The following is a 21,704-nucleotide window of genomic DNA, read 5'->3' as shown; positions in this document are numbered from 1 at the left end:
CGGGAACGCGGCGATGCCGCCGCCCGTGGGAACGGACGGCGGCATCGGCACGGAACCGGGAGGGGGATTACTCCCACTCGATGGTGCCCGGCGGCTTGCTCGTCACGTCGAGGACCACGCGGTTGACGTCCGCGACCTCGTTGGTGATCCGGGTGGAGATCTTGGCGAGCGTCTCGTACGGCAGTCGCGACCAGTCCGCCGTCATGGCGTCCTCGGAGGAGACCGGGCGCAGCACGATCGGGTGGCCGTAGGTACGGCCGTCGCCCTGGACGCCGACGCTGCGGACGTCCGCGAGCAGGACGACCGGGCACTGCCAGATGTCGCGGTCCAGGCCGGCCGCGGTCAGCTCCTCGCGGGCGATGGCGTCGGCGTCGCGCAGCAGGTCGAGCCGCTCCTTGGTGACCTCGCCGACGATGCGGATACCCAGTCCGGGGCCGGGGAAGGGCTGGCGCTGGACGATCTCCTCCGGCAGGCCGAGCTCCTGGCCGACCATCCGGACCTCGTCCTTGAACAGCTGGCGCAGCGGCTCGACGAGCTGGAACTCGATGTCGTCGGGGAGCCCGCCCACGTTGTGGTGGGACTTGATGTTGGCGGTGCCGGTGCCGCCGCCGGACTCGACGACGTCCGGGTAGAGGGTGCCCTGCACGAGGAAGGCGACCTCGGGGCCGTCCTCCTGGAGGATCTCCAGCTGGGCCTGCTCGAAGACGCGGATGAACTCGCGGCCGATGATCTTCCGCTTCTGCTCCGGGTCGGACACGCCGGCCAGGGCGTCGAGGAAGCGCTTCTGCGCGTCGACCACCTTCAGCTTCGCGCCGGTCGCGGCCACGAAGTCCTTCTCGACCTGCTCCGTCTCGCCCTTGCGCATCAGACCGTGGTCGACGTAGACGCAGGTGAGCTGGGAGCCGATGGCCTTCTGCACGAGGGCCGCGGCGACCGCGGAGTCGACCCCGCCGGAGAGGCCGCAGATGGCGCGCTTGGTGCCGACCTGCTCGCGGATGAGGGCGATCTGCTCCTCGACGACGTTGGTGGTCGTCCAGTTCGGCTCGATGCCCGCGCCGCGGTACAGGAAGTGCTCCAGCACCTGCTGGCCGTGCGTGGAGTGCAGGACCTCCGGGTGGTACTGGACGCCGTAGAGCTTCTTCTCGTCGTTCTCGAAGGCGGCGACCGGCACGACGTCGGTGGACGCGGTGACGGTGAAGCCCTCGGGGGCGGCGGAGCAGGCGTCGCCGTGCGACATCCACACCGACTGCTCGGCCGGGGTGCCCTCGAAGAGCGTCGAGCCGGTCTTGGAGACGGCGAGCGCGGTACGGCCGTACTCACGGGCACCGTTGTCGTCGACGGTGCCGCCGAGCGTGGTGGCCATCAGCTGGAAGCCGTAGCACATGCCGAAGACGGGGACCCCGGCCTCGAACAGCGCACGGTCGAGCGAGGGCGCGCCCTCGGCGTACACGGAGGACGGTCCGCCGGACAGGATGATCGCCCGGGGGTTCTTGGCCAGCATCTCGGCCACCGGCATCGTGGACGGCACGATCTCGCTGTAAACCCGGGCCTCACGGACGCGGCGGGCGATGAGCTGGGCGTACTGCGCGCCGAAGTCGACAACGAGGACCACGTCGGTGGTGGTGTCGGGGGCGGCGGGGGGTGCTGCTGGCACGGGGCGGCCTTCCGGCGGTGGAGGGGGGTCGGTCCTCCCGATTCTACCGGCGGCCGGGGGCGTTCCTCGTCGCGCCGGGTACGGGGTGCGGGGCCCGGCCGCCCCCGCACCGTCCGGGGGCACAGGCGTACGACCGTCTCAGCATCCGGGCCGGGCGTTGGCTCCCGTCCGCCGCCCGGTCCATACTGTGTCCCATGCGTCAGCACACGATCTTCGTCTTTACCTATGGCAACCGGCCCGCCGGCTGCCATGGTCGTGCTGCTTGAGCAACTGACAAGCAACGTTCCAGGCGCCCCGGGCCGACAGGCCCGGGGCGTTCTGGCGTTCCGGGCCCGGTCGGCCCGCGGGGAGCCGCACCCCACCGGGAGACCCACCATGAGCAGCACCGCCACCGACCCGACCGCCACCGTCCGCACCGCAGCCGTCCGCACCACCGCCGTCCGCACCGCCACCGAGGAGACCGGCGCGCACACCGAGGAGGCCGCGTCCCTGATCGGCGACGCCCGGTCGCGCATCGACGCCCTCGACGACCGGATCATCGGTCTCGTCCAGGAGCGGATGGCCGTCTCCTCGGTCATCCAGGAGGCCCGGATCACCTCCGGGGGCCGCCGGGTGAACCTCTCCCGGGAGATGGAGATCCTCGGCCAGTACCGGGACGCGCTCGGCAAGCCCGGCACCTCCCTCGCGATGACGCTGCTGGAGCTGTGCCGCGGCCGCGTGTGAGGTGCGGCAGGCCGGACGGCCCGTATCGCCGCAGGGCTGCAGGGGCGTATCCCAGTTCGGGCGGACTCTCACCCGTACGGCGCGTGACCGGGCCCGGCGCGGCTTCGTTGGTCCCGGTGTCCGTGCCAGCCAGGGGCGGCGGTGGAAGAAACCACGCGTGGCTCCGCCGGGGCGTGTGGCGTACCGCGTGTACGCCGTGGGACCGCGCACCGGCGTGCGTGACCGGTCGGCAGGGGACAGCAGCCCGGTCACCCGAACGGCCGGCTCCGGGGACGCCCGGGGCCGGCCGTTCTCTGCTGTCCGGCTTCGTTCAGCGGGCCGCGCGGCGGCGGGACACCGTGTGGAGGACACCGCCCGCGACCAGTGCGGCCAGGGCCGCGACGCCGGTCGTCAGGGCGACGGAGCCGGTGGCGGCGAGGCCGCCGCCGGAGTCACCGCCGGTGGCGCCCGTCGAGGACGAGCCGGCCGCGGACGAGCCGGCCGTGCCGCCGGAGCTCCCCGACGCGCTGCCGCCGGAGTCGCCCGCTCCGCCGGCAAAACCGCCGGTGGCCGCCGATCCGCCCGATGCCGCGTCACCGTCGCCGGTGGTGGCTCCGGAGTCGCCCGAGCCGGAGTCCCCGGCGTTGAGCACCAGCGAGGCCGTGTTGTTGGCGGGCTCGGGGTCGAAGGGCAGCTTCGGCTCCGCGAGGTGGGTGTTGCGGACCACGACCTTGCCGGACGCCCCCTCGACCCTCTTGACGATCTTCAGCTCGAAGGGCAGGGCGAAGTCGGCGTCCTCACGGACGGACATCGGGGTGGAACAGAAGTAGCGCGGGGCCGCGGTCTGGTCCTCGCGGTACTCCCCGTCGGCCGTCACGCCGCGGCAGGTGCCGGGTTTGGTGACGACGGAGGCGCCCTCGGGCACGGTGACGTCGACGGTGGCGACGTCCTCGCCGGAGCGGATGTACCCGATCCACGCCGGTCCCCGGTTGCGGAATCCGACGTTCACCTCGACCGAGTCGCCCGCGTCGCCCTTCGCCCGGTCACCGTAGGCCGCGAAGTCGGCGCTGTTGGCGGTGCGGAAGTCGACGTCCTGCTGGTTGTCGCTGGGGTCGAGGTCGGCCGTCAGGGCCGCCGGGGCCTTGCGCAGGGCCAGCGTGGCGCCCTTGCCGGGGCTGTACTTCGCACCGGCCCGCTGCGCGGCGCGGGCGGCGGAGCCGTTCTCCTCGACGCGGTAGAGGAACGAGTCGTGGAACGCGCGCTTCGTGGCCCTGATGGCGGGCGGCTCGGCGAGCGTGTAGGCGACGCCGGGCTCGTAGCTGCCGTCGAAGGAGCACAGGGCGGTGGTCCAGGCACCGGGACTGCCCATGCCCAGGTCGGACTCGCTGTACTCGCAGTTCTGGTACCGCTCGGTGAACTCCATGCCGCGGGTGTACCGCAGGGTGAGCAGCACGCCGTCGGCCGCGCGCGTGCCGTTGTTCGTGAACGTGACGGGCACCGGCTGGGTGTCACCCGGCTCGAGCTCCGTCGTGAAGGGCAGCCGCTGCATCGACAGGTCGGGGCCGCCGATGCCGACCAGGGCGGTGAACGAGGTGAACGTGGCCCCGTCCGCCTCCGCGGTGACCTCGATGGCGCCCGTGTCTCCGTCCTCGCTGCCCTGGGCCGCGGTGACGTCGAGCGCGGCGAGCGTGCTCAGCCCCGGGAAGATGCCCCAGTCGTGGCAGACGGCCCGCGTCCCGGTGGTGGTGCAGTCGGCACCGCCCTCGTTGTCGAAGGAGACATCCGCGACGCCCTCGATCCCGCTGAGGTCGAAGCGGACGGTGTACTCGCCCTGGAAGGCCCCGTTCTCCTCGTCCTCGGACGGGTTGTTGACCGTGAAGTCGAGGGACGCCTTCTGCGGAGCGCCCGTCGCCGGGTACGGGTGCAGCGCGGTCTCGGCCGGGCCGCCGAGCGTGAACTCGGGGGCGGCGGCCTGCGCCGGAGCGGTCAGGGTGAGAGATCCTGCGGCCATCAGACCGGCGGCGGCGAATCCACCTGCGGCGCGGCGCAGCGCCGCTCTCGGGGTCGTGCTTGTCATCGCGGGACCTTCTGGGGGTCGGGGGGGAACTGTGCGGCTGCTGTGGCAGCGGTACGAGTTCGACCCCGGGCCCGTACGAACAGTTGCGCGGGCGCAGGTCACGGATTGAGCACGGACGCGCACGTGAGCGGCGTCACATAAGAATTCCGTGAATCCCGGGACAACCATCGGGACACCTTGCAGGTCATGCATGCGGAACCACCGGTCACATCCGTAACGCGGCTTCACCGGTAGAGCATGAGGGGCTGCACTCGGAGGGGGGTGCAGCCCCTTCTGCTGTCCCGCTCCGGGTCAGGCCTGCCCGGCCCTTCCGGCTTCCCCGGTCTCCGCGGCCTTCCCGGCCTTCTTCGGCGGCACCGCGGGCATCCCCAGGAACGGCAGCCTCAGCGCGCCGAACGCCTCCTTCGGCACGGCCGGCGCCTGCGGCTCGACCGCCGCCAGCCGCTCGTACGCCTCGCCCACCGCGGGGCGGGGGTCCCGCTCGCCCTTGTTCGGCCAGAAGGACATGGCACGTTCGGCCTGTGCCGTGATCGTCAGCGACGGGTTGACGCCGAGGTTGGCGGAGACCGCCGAACCGTCGACCACCGAGATGCCGGGGTGTCCGTACAGCCGGTGGTACGCGTCGATCACCCCGTCCTCGGCGCTCGCCCCGATCGGGCAGCCGCCGAGGAAGTGCGCGGTGAGCGGGGTGCCCATCAGCTCGCCGATGTTGGAGCCCGCGAAACCGTTGATCTCGTCGGCGAGCAGGCTCGCGCTCCGGGTCGCCTCCGCTATCTGGGTCGGGTTGGGCGCGCCGTGCCCCTGCCGGACGGTGAGCAGGCCCTTCCCGATGCCGCCGGGCTTGCGGTACGAGGTCAGGGAGTTGTCCACCGACTGCATGACGAGCCCGATGATGGTCCGCTCCGACCAGCGCCGGTTGGAGAGCGAGCGCACGGCGAGCGTCGGGTGCCTGGCCACGTTGGCGAGCCAGCCCCGTACCCGGTGGGTGCCGTAGGGGACCTGGAGGATGGTCATCCCGCCCATCGCGTTGGACCCCTTGCCGTAGCGCACCGGCTCGATGTGGGTGTTCTCGTCGGGGTGGATCGACGAGGTGATGGCGACGCCCTTGGTGAAGTCGGCCTTGCGGCCGTGCTTCCTGCGGTACCGCCGGTCGGAGGTCTGCGCGCCCACGAGCCCTTCGGAGTTGGTCCGGGTCAGCTCGCCGAGCCGGGACGAGATGCGGGGCAGCAGCCCCCGGTCCTTCATCGTGTGCAGCAGGGTCTGGGTGCCGTACGTGCCCGCCGCGACGACCACCTGGCGGGCGCGCAGCCGCGTCGGCCTGCCCTTCCTGCGGCGGTCGGTGGGGACGGTGGTGACGCGGTAGCCGCCCTCCGGGTCGTCCGTGACCGCGACGACGGAGGTCATCGGGTGGATGACCGCTCCGGCCTTCTCCGCGAGGTGGAGGTAGTTCTCGTTGAGGGTGTTCTTCGCGCCGTGCCGGCAGCCCGTCATGCACTCGCCGCACTCCGTGCAGGCCTTGCGGGCGGGGCCCTCACCGCCGAAGTACGGGTCGGCGACCGTGCCGCCGGGCTTCGCCCTCGCCGTGCCGTCGGCGTCCTTGCCGTCGCCGAAGAACACGCCGACCGGGGCGAGGTGGAAGGTGTCGCCGACGCCCATGGCCTCGGCGGCCGCCCTGAGGTGGACGTCCGAGGGGGTCGTCGTCGGGTTGAGCCGGACCCCGAGCATCCGGGTGGCCTGGTCGTAGTACGGCTTCAGCTCGTCCTGCCAGTCGGTGATGTGCGCCCACTGGCGGTCCTCGAAGTACGGCGCCGGAGGCACGTACAGCGTGTTGGCGTAGTTCAGCGAGCCGCCGCCGACCCCCGCGCCGGCCAGCACCATCACCTTGCCGAGCAGATGCACCCGCTGGATGCCGAAGAGGCCGAGGGCGGGGGCCCAGAGGTAGTTCTTCAGGTCCCAGGAGTTCTTGGGCAGCGTGCCGGGGGTGAACCGGCGGCCCGCCTCCAGGACGCCGACCCGGTACCCCTTCTCGCTCAGTCGCAGAGCCGACACCGCACCGCCGAAGCCCGAACCGACGACCAGTACGTCGTAGTCGTAGGCGGCGTCGTCCTCGGCCGCACCGGCCGGTCCGGCCTGATTCTGGGCAGGGCTGTCCTGGGACATGGCACTCCTCGGTACGAAAAGGACAGAAATGCTGCGGGCAGAGCAGAGAGGTCAGCGCAGGCGGAACGCCTTCATCGCCTTCAGGCTGCGGCTCATGAACGCCGCGTACTTCTCGTCGTCCATCCCGAAGGCCGGGGCGAGCGGGATCAGCCGCTGCTGGGCGACCGTCTGGGCCTCGGTGTACTTGAGGATGCCCTCGGAGCCGTGGCGGCGGCCGAGTCCGGACTGCTTCATGCCGCCCATCGGGGACTGCACGCTGCCGTACGCGGGGGCGTAGCCCTCGTTGATGTTGACGGTGCCGGTCCGCAGCCGGGCGGCGACCTGGTGGCCGCGCCTGCCGTCCTTGGTCCAGACACTGGAGTTGAGGCCGTACGGGGTGGCGTTGGCGAGGCCGATGACCTCGTCCTCGTCACGGAAGCGGTAGAGGGAGACGACCGGGCCGAAGGTCTCCTCGGTGCAGACGGCCATCGGCGCCTCGACGCCGTCGAGGATGGTCGGCTCGTAGAAGAGCGGGCCGATGTCGGGGCGGGCGACACCGCCCGCGACGAGCGTGGCGCCCTTCTCGACGGCCTCCGTGACATGCCGGCTGACCGTCTCCAGCTGGCGTTCACCGACCAGTGAGCCCATGTCGGCCCCGTAGGCGAGGGAGTTGCCGAGCCGCATGGCCTTCGTGCGGGCGGCGAACCGCGCCACGAAGTCGTCGGCGACCGACTCGTGGACGTACAGCCGCTCGATGGAGATGCAGAGCTGGCCGGCGGAGGAGAAGCAGGCCCGGACGGCGCCCGCGGCGGCCTTCTCCACGTCGGCGTCCTTCAGGACCAGCATGGCATTCTTGCCGCCGAGCTCCAGCGAGACCCCGACGAGCCGGGCCGCGGCCCCCTGGGCGACCTCGCGGCCGGTGCGGGTGGAGCCGGTGAACGAGACGTAGTCGGCGTGCTTGACGACCTCGGGGCCGACCACGGGTCCGTCGCCGAGGACGACCTGGAACACCTCGGCGGGCAGTCCGGCCTCGATCAGCAGGTCACGGGCCCACAGCCCGGTCAGCGCGGTCTCCGTGTCGGGCTTCATCACCACGGCGTTCCCGGAGACGAACGCGGGCAGCGCGTCACCGACGGACAGCTCCAGGGGGTAGTTCCACGGTGCGATCTGCCCGATGACACCGCGCGGCTGGCGCAGCTCGGTGACCTTGGTGAGGGTCGGTACCACTCCGGTGTGCCGCTTCGGCCGCAGATACGAACCGGCCTTGCGGCCGTAGTGCCGGGCCGCGACGGCGACCGCCATCACCTCCTCGTGGGCGTGCAGACGGGCCTTGCCGGTCTCCAGCTGGATGAGGTCGAGGACCTCTGACTGGCGGCTGAGCACGAGGTCGTGGAAGCGCAGCAGCACGGCGGCCCTGGCCCGGACGGGCGTCGCGGCCCAGGCCGGCTGGGCGGCACGGGCCCGCTCGAAGGCGGCCGCCACGTCCTCGGGGGTGGACTCGGGCAGGTCGGCCAGCTTCTCCCCGGTGAAGGGGGTGTGGTTGGCGGTACGGCCGGAGCCGACGACGCCACGGGTCAGCTGGGCGATCACCTCGGGGGTCACGACATCGGAAGCCGTGCGCACGCCCGCGGGCGCTGCCGCCACCGGGTTGGTGCCGACACCGGCGGCGGAGGTGGGCGTGGAGGCCTGCGAGTCCGTCATGAGGCCGAGAGTACGTCCAGCCGGATGCTTTGGGTACCCGTGGGTAACAGGTTTTCACACTCCCCACAACGGCCCGTCGCGGTACGCGCCGATCGAGCCAGTGACCACTGGCGGCATAAGCGCTGATCAGGGGCTCGTCCGCGTCAGTCGGAGTCGCCCGGGGCGCGCCAGCCGCGCAGCATGGTGTCGAACTGGTCGCGGGTGGTGTCCCAGTCCGCCGCCGGGCCCGTCATGTACAGCGCGTACTCCGGGCCGCCCTCGTCCGCGTAGTACATCTGGTCGATGGCGTGCCGGGGCTCGCCGGCCTTCTCGGTCCAGGTGAACTCCCACAGCGAGCCGGGGTGGTCCCGGTAGAAGTTGCTCTCCATGTTCACGTTCCGGTAGGCCGGGAGCCGCGTCCGCAGGCTCGTCTCCAGGTTCTTCATGTGCTGGAACGAGTTCTCGAAGTCGGGCTTCTCGTCGACGCTGACGCGGAGGTAGTGCACGCCGCCGTCCGGGGTGTAGTCGGTGTACGTCTCGGCCGGCCGGCGCTTCCAGCCGTCCGGCACGACGACGCTGAACCCCGCCGGGTCGTGGACCCGCTGCCAGCCGTCCGGTACGCCCTTCGCCGTCGGGTCGGGCTTCGGGGAGGGCTTCGGCGAGGACTTGTGCGGGGTCGGGTCCGGCGACCGGTCGCCCGGGGTTCCGGTGTCACCGCTCGCGGTGTTGTCGTCCGGGCGGTCCCGGTACTTCATCGCGGCGATCCCCGCGCCGCCGCCGAGCAGCGCCGCCAGGGCGACGACCAGCATCGCCGTGCGCCACCGGCCGCGGCCGCGCCGGGTCACCGGGGCGGACCCGGGACCGGGGGCCGGGGCGGCGGCGGGGTAGGGCAGCTGAGCCGTACCGCCGGACGTGCCGCCGGGGCCCATCGCGCGCAGGGCCTCCTCCGGCATCTGCTGCGTCGGGACGTACGCCTGGGCCGCCCGGGGCTCGCGCCCCTCCATGGCCTCCAGCAGCATCCGTTCCGTCTCCTCGGCCGACGGCCGGTCCGCCGGGTCCTTGCGGAGCAGCGCGGTGATGACGGGGGCGAGTGCCCCGGACCGTACGGGCGCCGGCGGATCCTCGGCGACGACGGCCTGCATGGTGGATATCGGGGAGGTGCGGCGGAACGGCGAACGGCCCTCGACCGCGGTGTACAGCGTGGCGCCCAGCGACCACAGGTCGGACGCGGGTCCCGGGTCGCCCCCGCGGACCCGCTCGGGTGCCAGGTAGTCGATGGAGCCGACCAGTTCACCGGTCCTGGTGATGGTCGAGTCGCCCTCTATCGCGGCTATCCCGAAGTCGGTGAGCAGCACCCGGCCGTCCCGGGCGAGCAGGACGTTGCCCGGCTTCACGTCGCGGTGCAGCACCCCGGCACCGTGCGCGGCGCGCAGCGCGCCCAGCACGTGGAGGCCGATCCTGGCGGCCTCGCGCGGCACCAGCTCGCCGGATTCCTTCACCGCGTCGGCGAGTGACGGTCCGTCGACGTACTGCATGACGATCCACGGCCGGTTGTCGTACTCGATGACGTCGTGGACGGTGACCACGCCGGGGTGGGTGATGCGGGCGGCCGCGCGGGCCTCCTTCTGGGTGCGGGCGTGCAGCACCACCCGGTCCGCCTCCGCGACGTACAGCCCGGCCGTCAGCTCCTTGACGGCGACGGTGCGGTGCAGCACCTGGTCGTGCGCCCGCCAGACCTTGCCCATGCCGCCGCGCCCGAGGACCTCGCCGAGCCGGTATCGCCCGGCCAGCACCAGTCCCGCGTCGGTGTTCTGTGATCGATCCACGTGTACCCGCCCCGTTCCTTCGGATGACAGGTTACGGAGAGGAGGTGCGGCCACGGAACCTCGCACCGCCCACGAGATCGCACTGTGATGCTTGTCGCGCCGGGCCGTCGCTCTGGGGTCCCCGTGCGTATCAGGGCGTCACACGGTAGGAGGCGATGGCTTGTTGGTAGATGTCCGAAACCTTGTCGCGCTCGTCCTCCGGGCCGATGACCTGGAGGATGTGGTAGCGGCCCGCGACGACCATCGCGAGGTTGCGTACGTACACCTCGCGTCCGGAGCTGTCCTGCCAGGTGAACTGGCCCTCCGCCATGGCCTGTCGGCCGACGTCGATCCGGCGCAGCCCGCTCGCGGACGACCAGCTGGAGTCCCGGAACGGTTTCAACTCGGGTTCCTTGTCCCGCTGGTAGCCGAGCGGGTCGGCGCCGTTCTTCTTGACGGTGTCGCGGCCCGGGACGATCAGCAGGGTGAAGCCGTCGCTGCCGTAGCGGATCTGGCGGTCCGTGTTGGCGGGGCTGCGCTGCCACCCCTTGGGTATCCCGACCTCGAAGCCCTCGTCGTCCTTGCGCAGGACGTAGCCGGACGCGAGCGCGACGGCGGAGCGGCTGGTCTGCGGCTTCTGCGCACCGCCCGAACCGGACGGCGCGGGCTCGCTGGGGCCGGGATCGGGCGCTCCGGTCGCCGTACGGGACGGACTGGCGCCCGCGCCGGACTGCGAACCGGACTTGGGCATGAACATCACGGCGTACACGATCGCCGCGACCAGCACCAGCAGTATCAGCACGAGCAGCAGCCGGCCGAGCCGTCGCGGCGCGCGCTGTCCGTCCTGCGGCGGGCGGGGCGGGGTGCGCAGCGCCTTGGGGCCCTTGGGCTCACGCGGCGGTTTGACGGCTCTGGGCTCGCGCGGTTCCGCGAGGACCGGCTCAGCCGCCTCCAGCCGCCCCTTGGCCTGGCGGTGGCGGCCGTGCGCCGCGCCGTTGCGGCGGCCGCGGCGCTTGCGGACGAGCTCGCCCCGGCGGCGCACGACGGGCAGCCGGGTGTCGTCCGCGGACGGCAGCGGCACGACGTCGAAACCGGCCTCCGGCTCGGGCGCCGCCCGCACGAGGGAGCGCAGCCAGCCGCGCAGCTCCTCGAAGTCCGGGCGCTCCGTGGGGTCCTGCCGCAGCAGCGACTCGACGACGGGCCGCAGCGCGCCGCACTCCTCGGCGAAGGCGGGCGGCTCACCGCAGACCATCTGGACGAGCTCGGCGGCGTTCTCCTCGGGGTACGGGGCGTGGCCCTGGACGGCGCGGTAGAGCAGCGCGCCCAGCGCCCAGAGGTCGGTGGAGGGGCCGATGGGCGGTGCCAGCCGCCAGTTCTCGTGGACCGGCCCGGCCTGCTCGGGCGCCCAGCGCTCGGTGACGGCGCCGACGACGGCGATCCGGGCCTGCCGTGCGCGCTCGGCGGCGAGGGTGGTGGCGGGGCCCCGGTAGGCGGAGGTGTCGCGGTTGCCGGCGACGATCTCGTCCCAGCGGCCGGGGGCGGTCTCCGCGGGCGGCTGCGCCCGTGCGGCCGGGGTGGTGCCCTGGCGCCGGGAGTCGGCCCGCAGGGCGTCCTCGCTGGAGCCGCCGGCGGAGACCGGGCGCCCGGAGCCGTGGCCGTCGTCCCAGGAGCCGGTCAGGTGCAGCCGCCGGGGCGGCGCCTGGCCACCGCCGTCGCTGTCACCGCCCCGGCCGTCCTCGATGTCCTCGTCGTCCTCGTCGTCGTACGGGTCGTCGCCGTCGTGGCCGGGCGCATACGGGCTGAGTGCGCCGGGCCGCTGCGGGCCGGCGGGGCCGTCGCCCTCGCGCTGGACCGGCAGGATGCCGGTGTCCCGCGCCTCGTCGGCACCGGCACGGCGCTCCTCCTCGCTGATGCGCGCGGCGGCGCGGGCACCCGCGCGGTACGCGGCGATGGCTCCCGCACGCGCGGCCCGCGCCTGGGCGGCGCTGCCGGACCCGGGAGCGGGCACGGGCGGCGTCGGACGGCGTACGGATTCCAGCTCACCGGCGCCGTACGGGCTCTCGGAACCGCCCGCGGACGGCCCGGACCCGATCGCGGCGGGGCCGCGCGAAGCGGGCATCCCGGCGGGCGGCGACTGCGCGGGCGGCCGGAAGAGCGCGTGCGGGTCGGGCGGCTGGTACGGGTCGGGCGCGGGCGGCCCGGTCTCGTAGTCGTCGTCGTATGCGGAGTCGGAGCCGGAGTCCGAGTCGGAGTCCGAGTCGGAGCCGGAGTCGCCCGTCGGCAGTGCGTACGGGCCGTCGGACCCGGAGTCGGAACCTGACGCGTAGCCGGCCATCGGCAGTGCGTACGGATCGTCGGACTCCGTCTCGGCCATCGGCGGCACGTACGGGCCCGTGGGGCCCGACTCCACCGCGGGGCGGCCGTACTCGCCGTCGTCCTCGGCGTCGTCGGGGCGCGGCACCGGCACGTATCCGCAGAGGGCCTCCTCCGCCGCCCCGGCCGCGAGGCCGGTCAGCACGACGCGTCCGTCGTCGCAGATGAGCACGGTCCGTACGGTGATGTTGCGATGGGTCCAGCCGTGGGCGTGCAGGACGCGCAGCGCCGTCAGGACGTCGGAGCCGATCTCCGCGGCCCGGTACGGATTGAGCGGGCGCTCCGCGAGCAGGGCCGCCAGCGGGCGGGCCGCGACCAGTTCACTCACTATCCAGAGCGATCCCGCCTCGGCGAACACGTCGAAGACCTGGTCGAGCCGCGGGTGGTCGGGCACCTGGGCCGCCGCCTGGGCGGCCTCGATGGCGCGCCGGACCGCCGGATCGGTGGACCGCCGCACCGTGCGCGCGCTGGTGCGCCGGGCCGGTGTGGGCAGGCCGTCGGCGTCGAGCACCTCCGCGTCCACGACCTCCGGCAACGGCACCTGCCGGACCAGGACTTCCTGTCCGCTGTAGGTGTCGAACGCCCGGGTCTCGACCAGCTCGTAGGCATCGGACGGGGGCAGCGGAAGGCGGTAGCGGTCGGCAAGTACCCGACCCGCGTAGTCGTCCACGACGCCTCCCCAGAGCGCGCTGTCCCCCGGTCACGTAGACCGCACGAAACCCACCAATTGCGGTCACTTACCTTGCAATTGACTTACTGTTCCGGCTGCGTACGGTCTTCGAGCTCTCACAATACGTGGCAACCGGCGGCCGCGCGGAAGGTCGCCGCAACCCGGTCCGCCGGCGGCACTCAGTCGAGCGGCTTGAACGTGCCGAACGCCGTCTCACGCAGCGTCTTGCACGCCTTGCCGTCCCACTCGTCGACCTTGCAGCTGATCATGATCGAGTAGCCGCGCTTGGCGTCGACCTTGAAGCCGCGGTTCAGGATGCGGCTGCGCTGGCCGTGCTCGTCGCGCTCGAACTGCCAGTCGGCGACGGTCGGGTACCCGTTGTACTCGACCGGCTCTATACCGAGGTGCTTGTACCCGCTGCTGCTGCCGGCAACCGCGCCCTTCAGCGAGTTCCAGGCGGAGGCCGCGTCGTCGCCGGGCGAGCTGTTGTAGTCGATCTGGACGCGCGGGAAGCCCTTGTCGATGTTGTAGATGCCGCCGGAGTTGCTGCCCGCGATCGAATTGCGCTGGAAGCCCTCGGGCATCGCCATGGTGAAGTGGAACCGCTTGTCGGTGACCCACTTGTACCCGGCGGGCAGCGCGTCCTTGCCGTCCGCGTCGTCGTCGGAGTCGTCCGACCCCTTGCCGGAGTCGTCCTTGCCGGAGTCGTCCTTGCCCTTGTCCTGGCCCTGGCCGTCGTTGTCGTCCTGGCCCTTGCCCTGCTCCTTGCCGCTGCCGCCCTGCTCCGTACCGGCGGTACCGGCGGAGCCGCCGCCCGCCGACGAACCGGCAGAGGCGGAGGTGTCGCCCTTGCCCTTGCCCGCGTTGTCGGAGCCCTTGTCGTCACCGCCCAGCGTGAGCGCGAGGACCGTGCCGAGCACGGCGAGCACGATGACGGCCGCGATGATCGCCAGCGTGCGGCGCGGCACCACGTCCGTGAGGGACGCCCGGGGCGGGGCGCCCGCAGAGGTGGCCGGACGCGGCGGAGGTACCGCCCCGGAGGCGGAGGCCGTGGCCGTGGTGGGGGCCGTGGCGGGCCGGGCCGGTGCGGACGGTGTCGCTGCGGCGGCGCCCGCTGCGGCGACGGGCGCCGCCTTCGCGTTCCGTGCCGAGCGCAGTGCGCCCCGCAGCCGGTCGCGGGTGCCCTCGCCCGCCTCGCCGGACTTCGACGCCGGCTTGGCGGGGGCGGGCACCTTGGGCAGCGCCATCACCTGGGTGGCGTCGGCCGGCGGCGGCACCGGGACGTCCTCCTGCTCGGGGGCGTTGATCACGTCGTTGAGCAGGGCGCGCGCACCGGCGTCGTCGAGCCGCTGCTCGGGGTCCCGGGCGAGCAGGCCGTAGATGACCTCTTCCAGCGGGCCCGCGTTCTTCGGCGGGTCGAGCGGCTCGGTCATCACCGCGGTCAGGGTGGCGATCGCGGAGCCCTTGTCGTACGGCGGGCAGCCCTCGACGCTCGCGTACAGCAGTCCGCCGAGCGACCACAGGTCGGCCGGCGGTCCCGGCTTGTGCCCACGGGCCCGCTCCGGCGAGATGTACGAGGGGGCGCCGACGAGCATGCCCGTGGAGGTGACGGAGGGGTCGCCCTCGACCTGGGCGATCCCGAAGTCGGTCAGCACGACCCGGCCGTCCTCGGCGATCAGCACGTTGGACGGCTTCACGTCACGGTGCAGGATGCCCTCGCGGTGCGCGGAGCGCAGCACGTCGAGAATGGCCAGGCCTACCTCGGCCGCCCGTCTCGGCGTCAGGACACCGTCCTCGCGCACCGCCTCGGCCAGCGACTTGCCCTCGATGAGTTCCATGACGATCCACGGGCGGTCGTCCTCGTCGACCACGTCGTAGACCGTGACCGCGCCGTTGTTGCGGATCCTGGCGATCGCCTTCGCCTCGCGCAGCGTACGCGTGATGAGACGGCGCTTCTCGTCGTCGTCGATGGCTGTCGGGAACCGCAGTTCCTTGACCGCGACCGTGCGGCCCAGCGTCTCGTCGACGGCGCGGTGGACCGTGCCCATACCGCCCCGGCCGAGCACCTCCCCGAGCCGGTACCGCCCCGCAAGGAGACGTCCGTCCTTGTCCCGTTGGGGCTCCCGTGCCTGCTCCGCCTCCGACATGCGTCCCCTCTGCGATCAACCCGCCCTGGCAGAGCGTTCATTGTCCCCTACCCCGGGACCGGTCCTGGTGCCGGGGCCCGGGTCCGCCATGATGTGGCCGGAGGAAAGGACTCCCCCGCCATGCCGATTCCGAGGGCACCGCTCGTCACCCTGTTGGTGACGGCGCTGTTCGGCCTCGGAACAGCGAACCTGCCCAGCGAACCACACCTCACTCCCGCAGCCTCCTACCTGCCACGCCTCGCCGTCCAGGGCGAAGCCCCCAGCGCGGCACTTCTGACCCGCACTTCCTCCTCCGCCCGCCCCGGCGTGTACCGGTCAACGGGTCCCGGCATCCGGTACGCGGACCGCTTCCGTGCGGGCAGCGTCACCAAGACCTTCGTCGCCACCGTCGTCCTCCAACTCGCCCATGAGGGCCGACTGCGGCTGTCGGACCCGGTCGAGCGCTTCCTGCCCGGACTGATCCGCGGTCACGGTAACGACGGCCGGCGCATCACCCTGCGCGCCCTGCTCAGCCACACCAGCGGGCTCTACGACTACACCGACGACAGGTCCGCGCACCCGGTCTCCGCCACCGCCGCGATCCGTACGGCGACGCGCCACCGTCCCGCGGCCCGCCCCGGCGTGTTCGCCTACTCCAACACCGATTACGCCGCACTGGGGCTGGTCGTCCAACGCGTCACCGGCCACGACTACGCCTCCGAGATCCGACGCCGCATCATCGTTCCCCTCCGTCTCACCGGCACCTCCCTGCCCGGGGCCCGCACCACCCTGCCCGCGCCGCACGGCCGCGGCTGGTCCCGAGATCCGGCGGGCGGCGGCCTGATCGACGCCACCGAGCTCGACCCGCGCACCGCGGGCGCCGCCGGTGAGCTGATCTCCACGCTCGACGATCTGAACCGCTTCTACGCGGCCCTGCTGGGCGGACGGCTGCTCCCGCCCGCCCAGCTGGCCGCGCTGCTGAACACCGCCGCGGCGCAAGGGAACTACGGCCTGGGGATCTACCCGGAGCGGCTCTCCTGCGGGGTCACCGTCTGGGGCCACAACGGACGCATCCCGGGCAGTTACGTCCGTACCGCCGCAAGCCGCGACGGCGGCCACATCCTGACGTACCGCATCGACACGGACATCCTGGACCGCGCGGACACCCTCGAACCCGCGCTCCTGGAAGCGGAGTTCTGCCCGGCCTGAGCCAAGGCCCGCGCGGCACAGGCCCTGGACCGGCGCCGCGCCGGTCCAGGGCGCCGACCCCGAGGCGCAGCGCCGCCCCTAAATGGGCACGATGTCCGGCGCCCCGAGCCGTGCCGCGTCCGCCGTCAGGTCGTCGGGCTGGCGCTGCGACTCGCGCTCCGCCTCCACCCGCTTCTCGTAGTGCGCGACCTCCCGCCCGATCTGGCTCTTGTCCCAGCCGAGCACCGGAGCCATCAGTTCCGCGCAGAGCCGCGCGGAGCGCGTGCCCCGGTCGAAGGTCTCGATGGAGATCCGGGTCCGCCGGGTCAGCACGTCGTCGAGGTGGCGGGCCCCCTCGTGCGAGGCGGCGTAGACGATCTCGGCCTTCAGATAGTCGTCGGCGGACGGCAGTGGTTCACCCATCACCGGATCGGCGACGATCAGCTCAAGGATCTCCTCGGTCATGGAGCCGTACCGGTTCAGCAGGTGCTCCACCCGGGCGACGTGCAGTCCGGTCCGGGCGGCGATCCTGGCCCGCGCGTTCCACAGGGCGCGGTAGCCCTCGGCGCCCAGCAGCGGGATGTCCTCGGTGACGCATTCGGCCACCCGCTGGTCGAGGCCGTGCACCGCCTCGTCGACGGCGTCCTTGGCCATCACCCGGTACGTGGTGTACTTCCCGCCCGCGACGACGACGAGGCCCGGCAGCGGGTGCGCCACGGTGTGCTCGCGCGAGAGCTTGCTCGTCGCGTCCGACTCGCCGGCCAGCAGCGGCCGCAGCCCCGCATAGACACCCTGGACGTCGTCCCTGGTCAGCGGGGTGGCCAGCACCGAATTGACGTGTTCCAGCAGATAGTCGATGTCCGCGCTGGACGCGGCCGGATGCGCCTTGTCCAGATCCCAGTCGGTGTCCGTCGTGCCGACGATCCAGTGCCGCCCCCACGGGATGACGAAGAGCACGGACTTCTCGGTGCGCAGGATCAGGCCGGTGGAGGAGTGGATGCGGTCCTTCGGGACGACCAGGTGGATGCCCTTGGACGCCCGGACGTGGAACTGGCCGCGCTCGCCGATCAGCGCCTGGGTGTCATCCGTCCAGACGCCGGTGGCGTTGACCACCTGTTTGGCCCTGACCTCGTACTCACCGCCCGCCTCGACGTCCTCCACCCGGACGCCGACGACCCGCTCGCCCTCCCGGAGGAATCCGGCCACCCGGGCCCGGTTCGCCACGTGTGCGCCGTAGCCGGCGGCGGTCCGCACCAGCGTCGCCACATAGCGGGCGTCGTCCATCTGGGCGTCGTAGTACTGCAGGGCCCCCACCAGGGCGTCCCGCTTCAGCGCGGGCGCGACCCGCAGGGCCTGGCGGCGGGAGAGGTGCCGGTGCACGGGCAGTCCGCGGCCGTGTCCGGACGACACCGACATCGCGTCGTACAGGGCGACGCCCGAGCCCGCGTACAGCCGCTCCCAGCCCTTGTGCTGCAAGGGATAGAGGAACGGCACCGGCTTCACCAGGTGCGGGGCCAGCCGCTCCAGCAGCAGCCCGCGCTCCTTCAGCGCCTCCCGGACGAGCGCGAAGTCGAGCATCTCCAGATAGCGCAGCCCGCCGTGGATCAGCTTGCTCGACCTGCTCGACGTGCCGGACGCCCAGTCGCGCGCCTCGACCAGACCGGTCGTGAGCCCTCTCGTGACCGCGTCGAGTGCCGTCCCGGCGCCGACCACGCCCGCCCCCACGACCAGCACGTCCAGTTCGCGCTCGGCCATCGCCGCGAGCGCCTCGCCGCGCTCCGCGGGTCCCAGTGTCGCTGTCCTCACTGCTGCCTCCCGGTAGATCGGGGTGGTCCGGGCACGGGGGTGCGGTCCGACCGTGGGGTCGGGCGCCCGTGCCCACCCCTCGATTCTGTCCGGGCTCCGCGACTTCAGCCACCGCCTGTGGACAACACCCGGACAACCAGGACAGCACAATGCGACATATAGGTCATATTTACGCCTAGTCTGACATTGCACTGTCCCCAGCAGTTGCACTTTCTGCCCTCATGGTCTTAGGGAAGGACGGCCACCCACGTGCCTGCAGACCTCGCCGTCATCGGACTCGGTCACCTCGGCCTGCCCCTCGCCCAAGCCGCCGTCGCAGCCGGCATCCAGACCGTCGGCTACGACACCGACCCCCGCGCCTTCGCGGAGCTCTCCGCGGGCCGCACCCCCGTCGAGGGACCGCTCACCGCGTCCGACGTCCGCCGCATGCTCTCCGGGGGCTTCCGCCCCACCACCAACGAGGCCGAACTGGGCCGGGTCCGCACCGCCGTGATCTGCGCGCCCACCCCGCTCGGCCCCGACCGCACCCTGGACCTCGGCGCCGTCGGCGACGCGGCCCGCGCCCTGGCCGCCCGGCTGCGACCGCACACCACGGTGCTGCTGGAATCTGCCGTGCCCCCCGGCACCACGGAGAACTTCCTGCTCCCCCTCCTCGAAAACGGCTCCGGGCTGCGCGGCGGACGCGACTTCCACCTCGCCTACTCCCCGACCCGGCTCGACCCCGGCAACCGCACCCACGTCTACGCCAACACCCCCAAGGTCATCGGCGGCCTCACCCCCGCCTGCACCGAATCGGCCGCGGCCTTCTACGGCCGGCTCACCGACAAGGTCGTACGGGCCCGCGGCACGCGCGAGGCCGAGATGACGAAGGTCCTGGAGACCAACTTCCGGCACGTCAACATCGCCCTGGTCAACGAGATGGCCGTGCTCTGCCACGACCTCGGCGTCGACCTGTGGGACGTCATCAGGTGCGCCGAGACCAAGCCCTTCGGCTTCCAGCCCTTCCGCCCCGGCCCCGGCGTCGGCGGCCACGGAGCGCCGGTCGACCCGGGCTACCTCCCGTACAGCAGCCGCACCCCCGGCCACCCGCTGCGGATGGTCTCGCTCGCCCAGGAGATCAACGACCGGATGCCGCAGTACGTGATCCAGCGCTGCGCCACCCTCCTCAACGAGCACGGGAAGTCCGTGCGCGGCGCCCGGGTACTGCTGCTCGGCGTCACCTACAAGCCGGACCTCGCCGACCAGGAGGCCTCCCCCGCCCGCGAGATCGCCACCCGGCTGATGGACATGGGGGCCCAGATCGGCTACCACGATCCGCACGTCCTGGACTGGCGCGTCCGTGAACTCCCGGTCCCCCGCGCCGATTCGCTGTACGAGGCGGCCTCCAGCGCCGACCTCACGGTGCTGCTCCAGCACCACCGCACGTACGACCTCCAAGGGCTCGCCGTGAAGGCGCAACTCCTCCTCGACACCCGGGGCGCGACGCCCGCCGGAGCCGCTCACCGGCTCTGATCGCAGTCCCCCCAAGGAATCTTCTGGGCCGATGTCCGACGCGGCTGCTAGCCTGCGGCGTCACTTCTCGCACAGTCGTGCGGATCCGTCCAGGGGGGAACCCGAATGAGCCAGCCCGTACCACCGCCGAACCAGCCGCAGCAGCCGTACGGCGGCGCGCCCCAGGACGGCAACCCGTACGCCGGCCAGCAGCCCGGCCGGCCCCAGCCCGGCGCCCCGACCGGCAACCCGTTCGCCGAGCAGCCGGGCCCGTACGGCCAGCCGGGTGCTCCGTTCGGCGGCGGCGCCCCGTTCGCCCCGGTGGCACCGGCTCGGGACAACGTCGGGCTCGGCATCCTCGCCGCCGTCGTCGCGGCCGTGGTCGCGGGAGCGGTCTACGGTGCGATCATCGGCGCCACCAAGCACGAGATCGGCTACGCGGCCGTGGGGGTCGGCTTCCTCGTCGGCTTCGCCTCCGGCAAGGTCGGCGGCCGCAACCCCGCGCTACCGGTCCTCAGCGCGGTCTTCGCGCTGATCGCCGTCTACTTCGGCCAGCTCCTCGGCGAGGCGATGATCGCCGCCAAGCAGCTCCCCGTCACGGTCTCCGAGATGTTCTTCGACCACTTCAGCGTGCTGAACGAGCTGTGGAAGGCCGACTCGGACTTCATCTCGTACCTCTTCTTCGCCGTCGCGGCGGTCGCCGCGTTCTCCGGCGCCAAGAAGGCCGCGGACTAGTCAGGACCGCACCCCGCACACACGGGAGGGCCCGGACCGCGCTCGCGGTCGGGCCCTCCCGTCGTTCGGAGAACGCTCAGCGGCGGTGCTGCGAGTCCGCCACCGTGACCTCGACCCGCTGGAACTCCTTCAGGTCGCTGTAGCCCGTGGTCGCCATCGCCCGGCGCAGGGCGCCGAAGATGTTCATCGAACCGTCGGGGGTGTGCGAGGGGCCGGTGAGGACCTCCTCCGTCGTCCCGACCGAGCCGAGGTCGACCAGCTTGCCGCGCGGCACGTCCTCGTGGACGGCCTCCATGCCCCAGTGCCGGCCGCGGCCCGGCGCGTCCGTCGCGCGGGCGAGCGGGGAGCCCATCATCACGGCGTCCGCACCGCAGGCGATGGCCTTCGGCAGGTCGCCGGACCAGCCGACGCCGCCGTCGGCGATCACGTGCACGTACCGGCCGCCCGACTCGTCCATGTAGTCGCGGCGGGCACCGGCCACGTCCGCGACCGCGGTCGCCATCGGGACCTGGATGCCGAAGACGTTGCGCGTGGTGTGCGCGGCGCCGCCGCCGAAGCCGACAAGGACACCGGCCGCGCCGGTACGCATCAGGTGCAGGGCGGCGGTGTACGTGGCGCAGCCGCCGACGATCACCGGGACGTCCAGCTCGTAGATGAACTGCTTCAGGTTGAGCGGCTCGGCCGCGCCCGAGACGTGCTCGGCGGAGACCGTCGTACCGCGGATGACGAAGATGTCCACACCCGCGTCGACGACGGCCTTCGAGAACTGGGCGGTGCGCTGCGGGGAGAGCGCGGCGGCGGTGACGACACCGGAGTCGCGCACCTCCTTGATGCGCTGCCCGATCAGCTCCTCCTGGATGGGAGCGGCGTAGATCTCCTGGAGCCGGCGGGTGGCCGACTCGACGGGCATCTGGGCGATCTCGTCCAGCAGCGGCTGCGGGTCGGCGTGCCGGGTCCACAGGCCTTCCAGGTTGAGCACGCCGAGGCCGCCGAGCTCACCGATGCGGATGGCGTGCTGCGGGGAGACCACGGAGTCCATGGGAGCGGCCAGGAACGGCAGCTCGAAGCGGTAGGCGTCGATCTGCCAGGCGATCGAGACCTCCTTCGGGTCGCGGGTCCGGCGGCTCGGGACGACGGCGATGTCGTCGAATGCGTATGCCCGGCGGCCGCGCTTGCCGCGCCCGATCTCGATCTCAGTCACGATGGTGTGGCCTTTCCCTCTACGTCTGCGCTGTCCAGTATCCCCGACACGCACATG

General features: G+C 72.5%; 13 protein-coding genes. 4 read left to right on the top strand and 9 right to left on the bottom strand.

What is annotated here, in order from left to right:
• Positions 1–67 precede the first annotated feature (67 nt).
• Entirely contained in the window at positions 68–1,654 is a 1,587-nt protein-coding gene (gene guaA / locus ACIQM0_RS22225) for a glutamine-hydrolyzing GMP synthase (RefSeq protein ID WP_401289215.1), read from the bottom strand.
• 375 nt (positions 1,655–2,029) lie between these two features.
• Here guaA and ACIQM0_RS22220 point away from each other — a divergent pair, with 375 nt between their 5' ends.
• Complete coding sequence (locus tag ACIQM0_RS22220; RefSeq protein ID WP_401289213.1) at positions 2,030–2,377, top strand: chorismate mutase; 348 nt, start codon at positions 2,030–2,032, stop codon at positions 2,375–2,377.
• Between the two features lie 310 nt (positions 2,378–2,687).
• On the opposite strand, the gene ACIQM0_RS22215 is transcribed toward ACIQM0_RS22220, so the two are convergent.
• The 6 genes from ACIQM0_RS22215 to ACIQM0_RS22190 all read right to left on the bottom strand — a co-directional run bounded on the left by ACIQM0_RS22215 (position 2,688) and on the right by ACIQM0_RS22190 (position 15,247).
• Positions 2,688–4,433 (bottom strand): peptidase, encoded by a 1,746-nt coding sequence (locus ACIQM0_RS22215; protein ID WP_401289210.1) that lies wholly within the window; start codon positions 4,431–4,433, stop codon positions 2,688–2,690.
• A 291-nt stretch (positions 4,434–4,724) separates the two neighbouring features.
• A complete protein-coding gene (locus tag ACIQM0_RS22210) occupies positions 4,725–6,593 on the bottom strand; it encodes a GMC family oxidoreductase N-terminal domain-containing protein (RefSeq protein ID WP_401289208.1) in 1,869 nt (622 codons plus the stop codon).
• A 51-nt stretch (positions 6,594–6,644) separates the two neighbouring features.
• Complete coding sequence (locus ACIQM0_RS22205; RefSeq protein ID WP_401289205.1) at positions 6,645–8,273, bottom strand: succinic semialdehyde dehydrogenase; 1,629 nt, start codon at positions 8,271–8,273, stop codon at positions 6,645–6,647.
• Positions 8,274–8,416: 143 nt separating this feature from the next.
• A complete protein-coding gene (locus ACIQM0_RS22200; protein WP_401289202.1) occupies positions 8,417–10,078 on the bottom strand; it encodes a serine/threonine-protein kinase in 1,662 nt (553 codons plus the stop codon).
• A 130-nt stretch (positions 10,079–10,208) separates the two neighbouring features.
• Positions 10,209–13,100, bottom strand: coding sequence for a protein kinase (locus ACIQM0_RS22195; protein WP_401289199.1), 2,892 nt, complete (start codon positions 13,098–13,100; stop codon positions 10,209–10,211).
• A gap of 179 nt (positions 13,101–13,279) precedes the next feature.
• Positions 13,280–15,247 carry a serine/threonine-protein kinase gene (locus ACIQM0_RS22190; protein WP_401289195.1) on the bottom strand — a complete coding sequence of 656 codons (1,968 nt, stop codon included), beginning with the start codon at positions 15,245–15,247 and terminating at the stop codon, positions 13,280–13,282.
• Between the two features lie 120 nt (positions 15,248–15,367).
• Here ACIQM0_RS22190 and ACIQM0_RS22185 point away from each other — a divergent pair, with 120 nt between their 5' ends.
• Positions 15,368–16,435 carry a serine hydrolase domain-containing protein gene (locus ACIQM0_RS22185; protein ID WP_401289193.1) on the top strand — a complete coding sequence of 356 codons (1,068 nt, stop codon included), beginning with the start codon at positions 15,368–15,370 and terminating at the stop codon, positions 16,433–16,435.
• 78 nt (positions 16,436–16,513) lie between these two features.
• On the opposite strand, the gene ACIQM0_RS22180 is transcribed toward ACIQM0_RS22185, so the two are convergent.
• Complete coding sequence (locus tag ACIQM0_RS22180; RefSeq protein ID WP_401289190.1) at positions 16,514–18,220, bottom strand: glycerol-3-phosphate dehydrogenase/oxidase; 1,707 nt, start codon at positions 18,218–18,220, stop codon at positions 16,514–16,516.
• 249 nt (positions 18,221–18,469) lie between these two features.
• On the opposite strand from ACIQM0_RS22180, the gene ACIQM0_RS22175 reads away from it, so the two are divergent.
• On the top strand, positions 18,470–19,732 hold the full coding sequence (locus tag ACIQM0_RS22175) for a nucleotide sugar dehydrogenase (protein WP_363022115.1): 1,263 nt from the start codon (positions 18,470–18,472) through the stop codon (positions 19,730–19,732).
• Positions 19,733–19,837: 105 nt separating this feature from the next.
• A complete protein-coding gene (locus ACIQM0_RS22170; protein WP_401289187.1) occupies positions 19,838–20,446 on the top strand; it encodes a hypothetical protein in 609 nt (202 codons plus the stop codon).
• Positions 20,447–20,522: 76 nt separating this feature from the next.
• Here the strand turns inward: ACIQM0_RS22170 and ACIQM0_RS22165 are convergent, their stop codons facing one another.
• Positions 20,523–21,647 carry a GuaB3 family IMP dehydrogenase-related protein gene (locus tag ACIQM0_RS22165; protein ID WP_385028583.1) on the bottom strand — a complete coding sequence of 375 codons (1,125 nt, stop codon included), beginning with the start codon at positions 21,645–21,647 and terminating at the stop codon, positions 20,523–20,525.
• Positions 21,648–21,704: the final 57 nt, after the last annotated feature.

The organism is Streptomyces sp. NPDC091387, assembly GCF_044756945.1.
GTDB lineage: Bacteria > Actinomycetota > Actinomycetes > Streptomycetales > Streptomycetaceae > Streptomyces.
This window is presented reverse-complemented; position numbering and strand designations above follow the sequence as displayed.

Excerpts from the sequence above, each read along its gene's own strand:
- ACIQM0_RS22210 (WP_401289208.1), bottom strand. The coding sequence starts at position 6,593 with ATGTCCCAGGACAGCCCTGCCCAGAATCAGGCCGGACCGGCCGGTGCG.
- ACIQM0_RS22185 (WP_401289193.1), top strand. The coding sequence starts at position 15,368 with ATGCCGATTCCGAGGGCACCGCTCGTCACCCTGTTGGTGACGGCGCTG.
- ACIQM0_RS22190 (WP_401289195.1), bottom strand. The coding sequence starts at position 15,247 with ATGTCGGAGGCGGAGCAGGCACGGGAGCCCCAACGGGACAAGGACGGA.
- ACIQM0_RS22215 (WP_401289210.1), bottom strand. The coding sequence starts at position 4,433 with ATGACAAGCACGACCCCGAGAGCGGCGCTGCGCCGCGCCGCAGGTGGA.
- ACIQM0_RS22220 (WP_401289213.1), top strand. The coding sequence starts at position 2,030 with ATGAGCAGCACCGCCACCGACCCGACCGCCACCGTCCGCACCGCAGCC.
- ACIQM0_RS22170 (WP_401289187.1), top strand. The coding sequence starts at position 19,838 with ATGAGCCAGCCCGTACCACCGCCGAACCAGCCGCAGCAGCCGTACGGC.
- ACIQM0_RS22205 (WP_401289205.1), bottom strand. The coding sequence starts at position 8,273 with ATGACGGACTCGCAGGCCTCCACGCCCACCTCCGCCGCCGGTGTCGGC.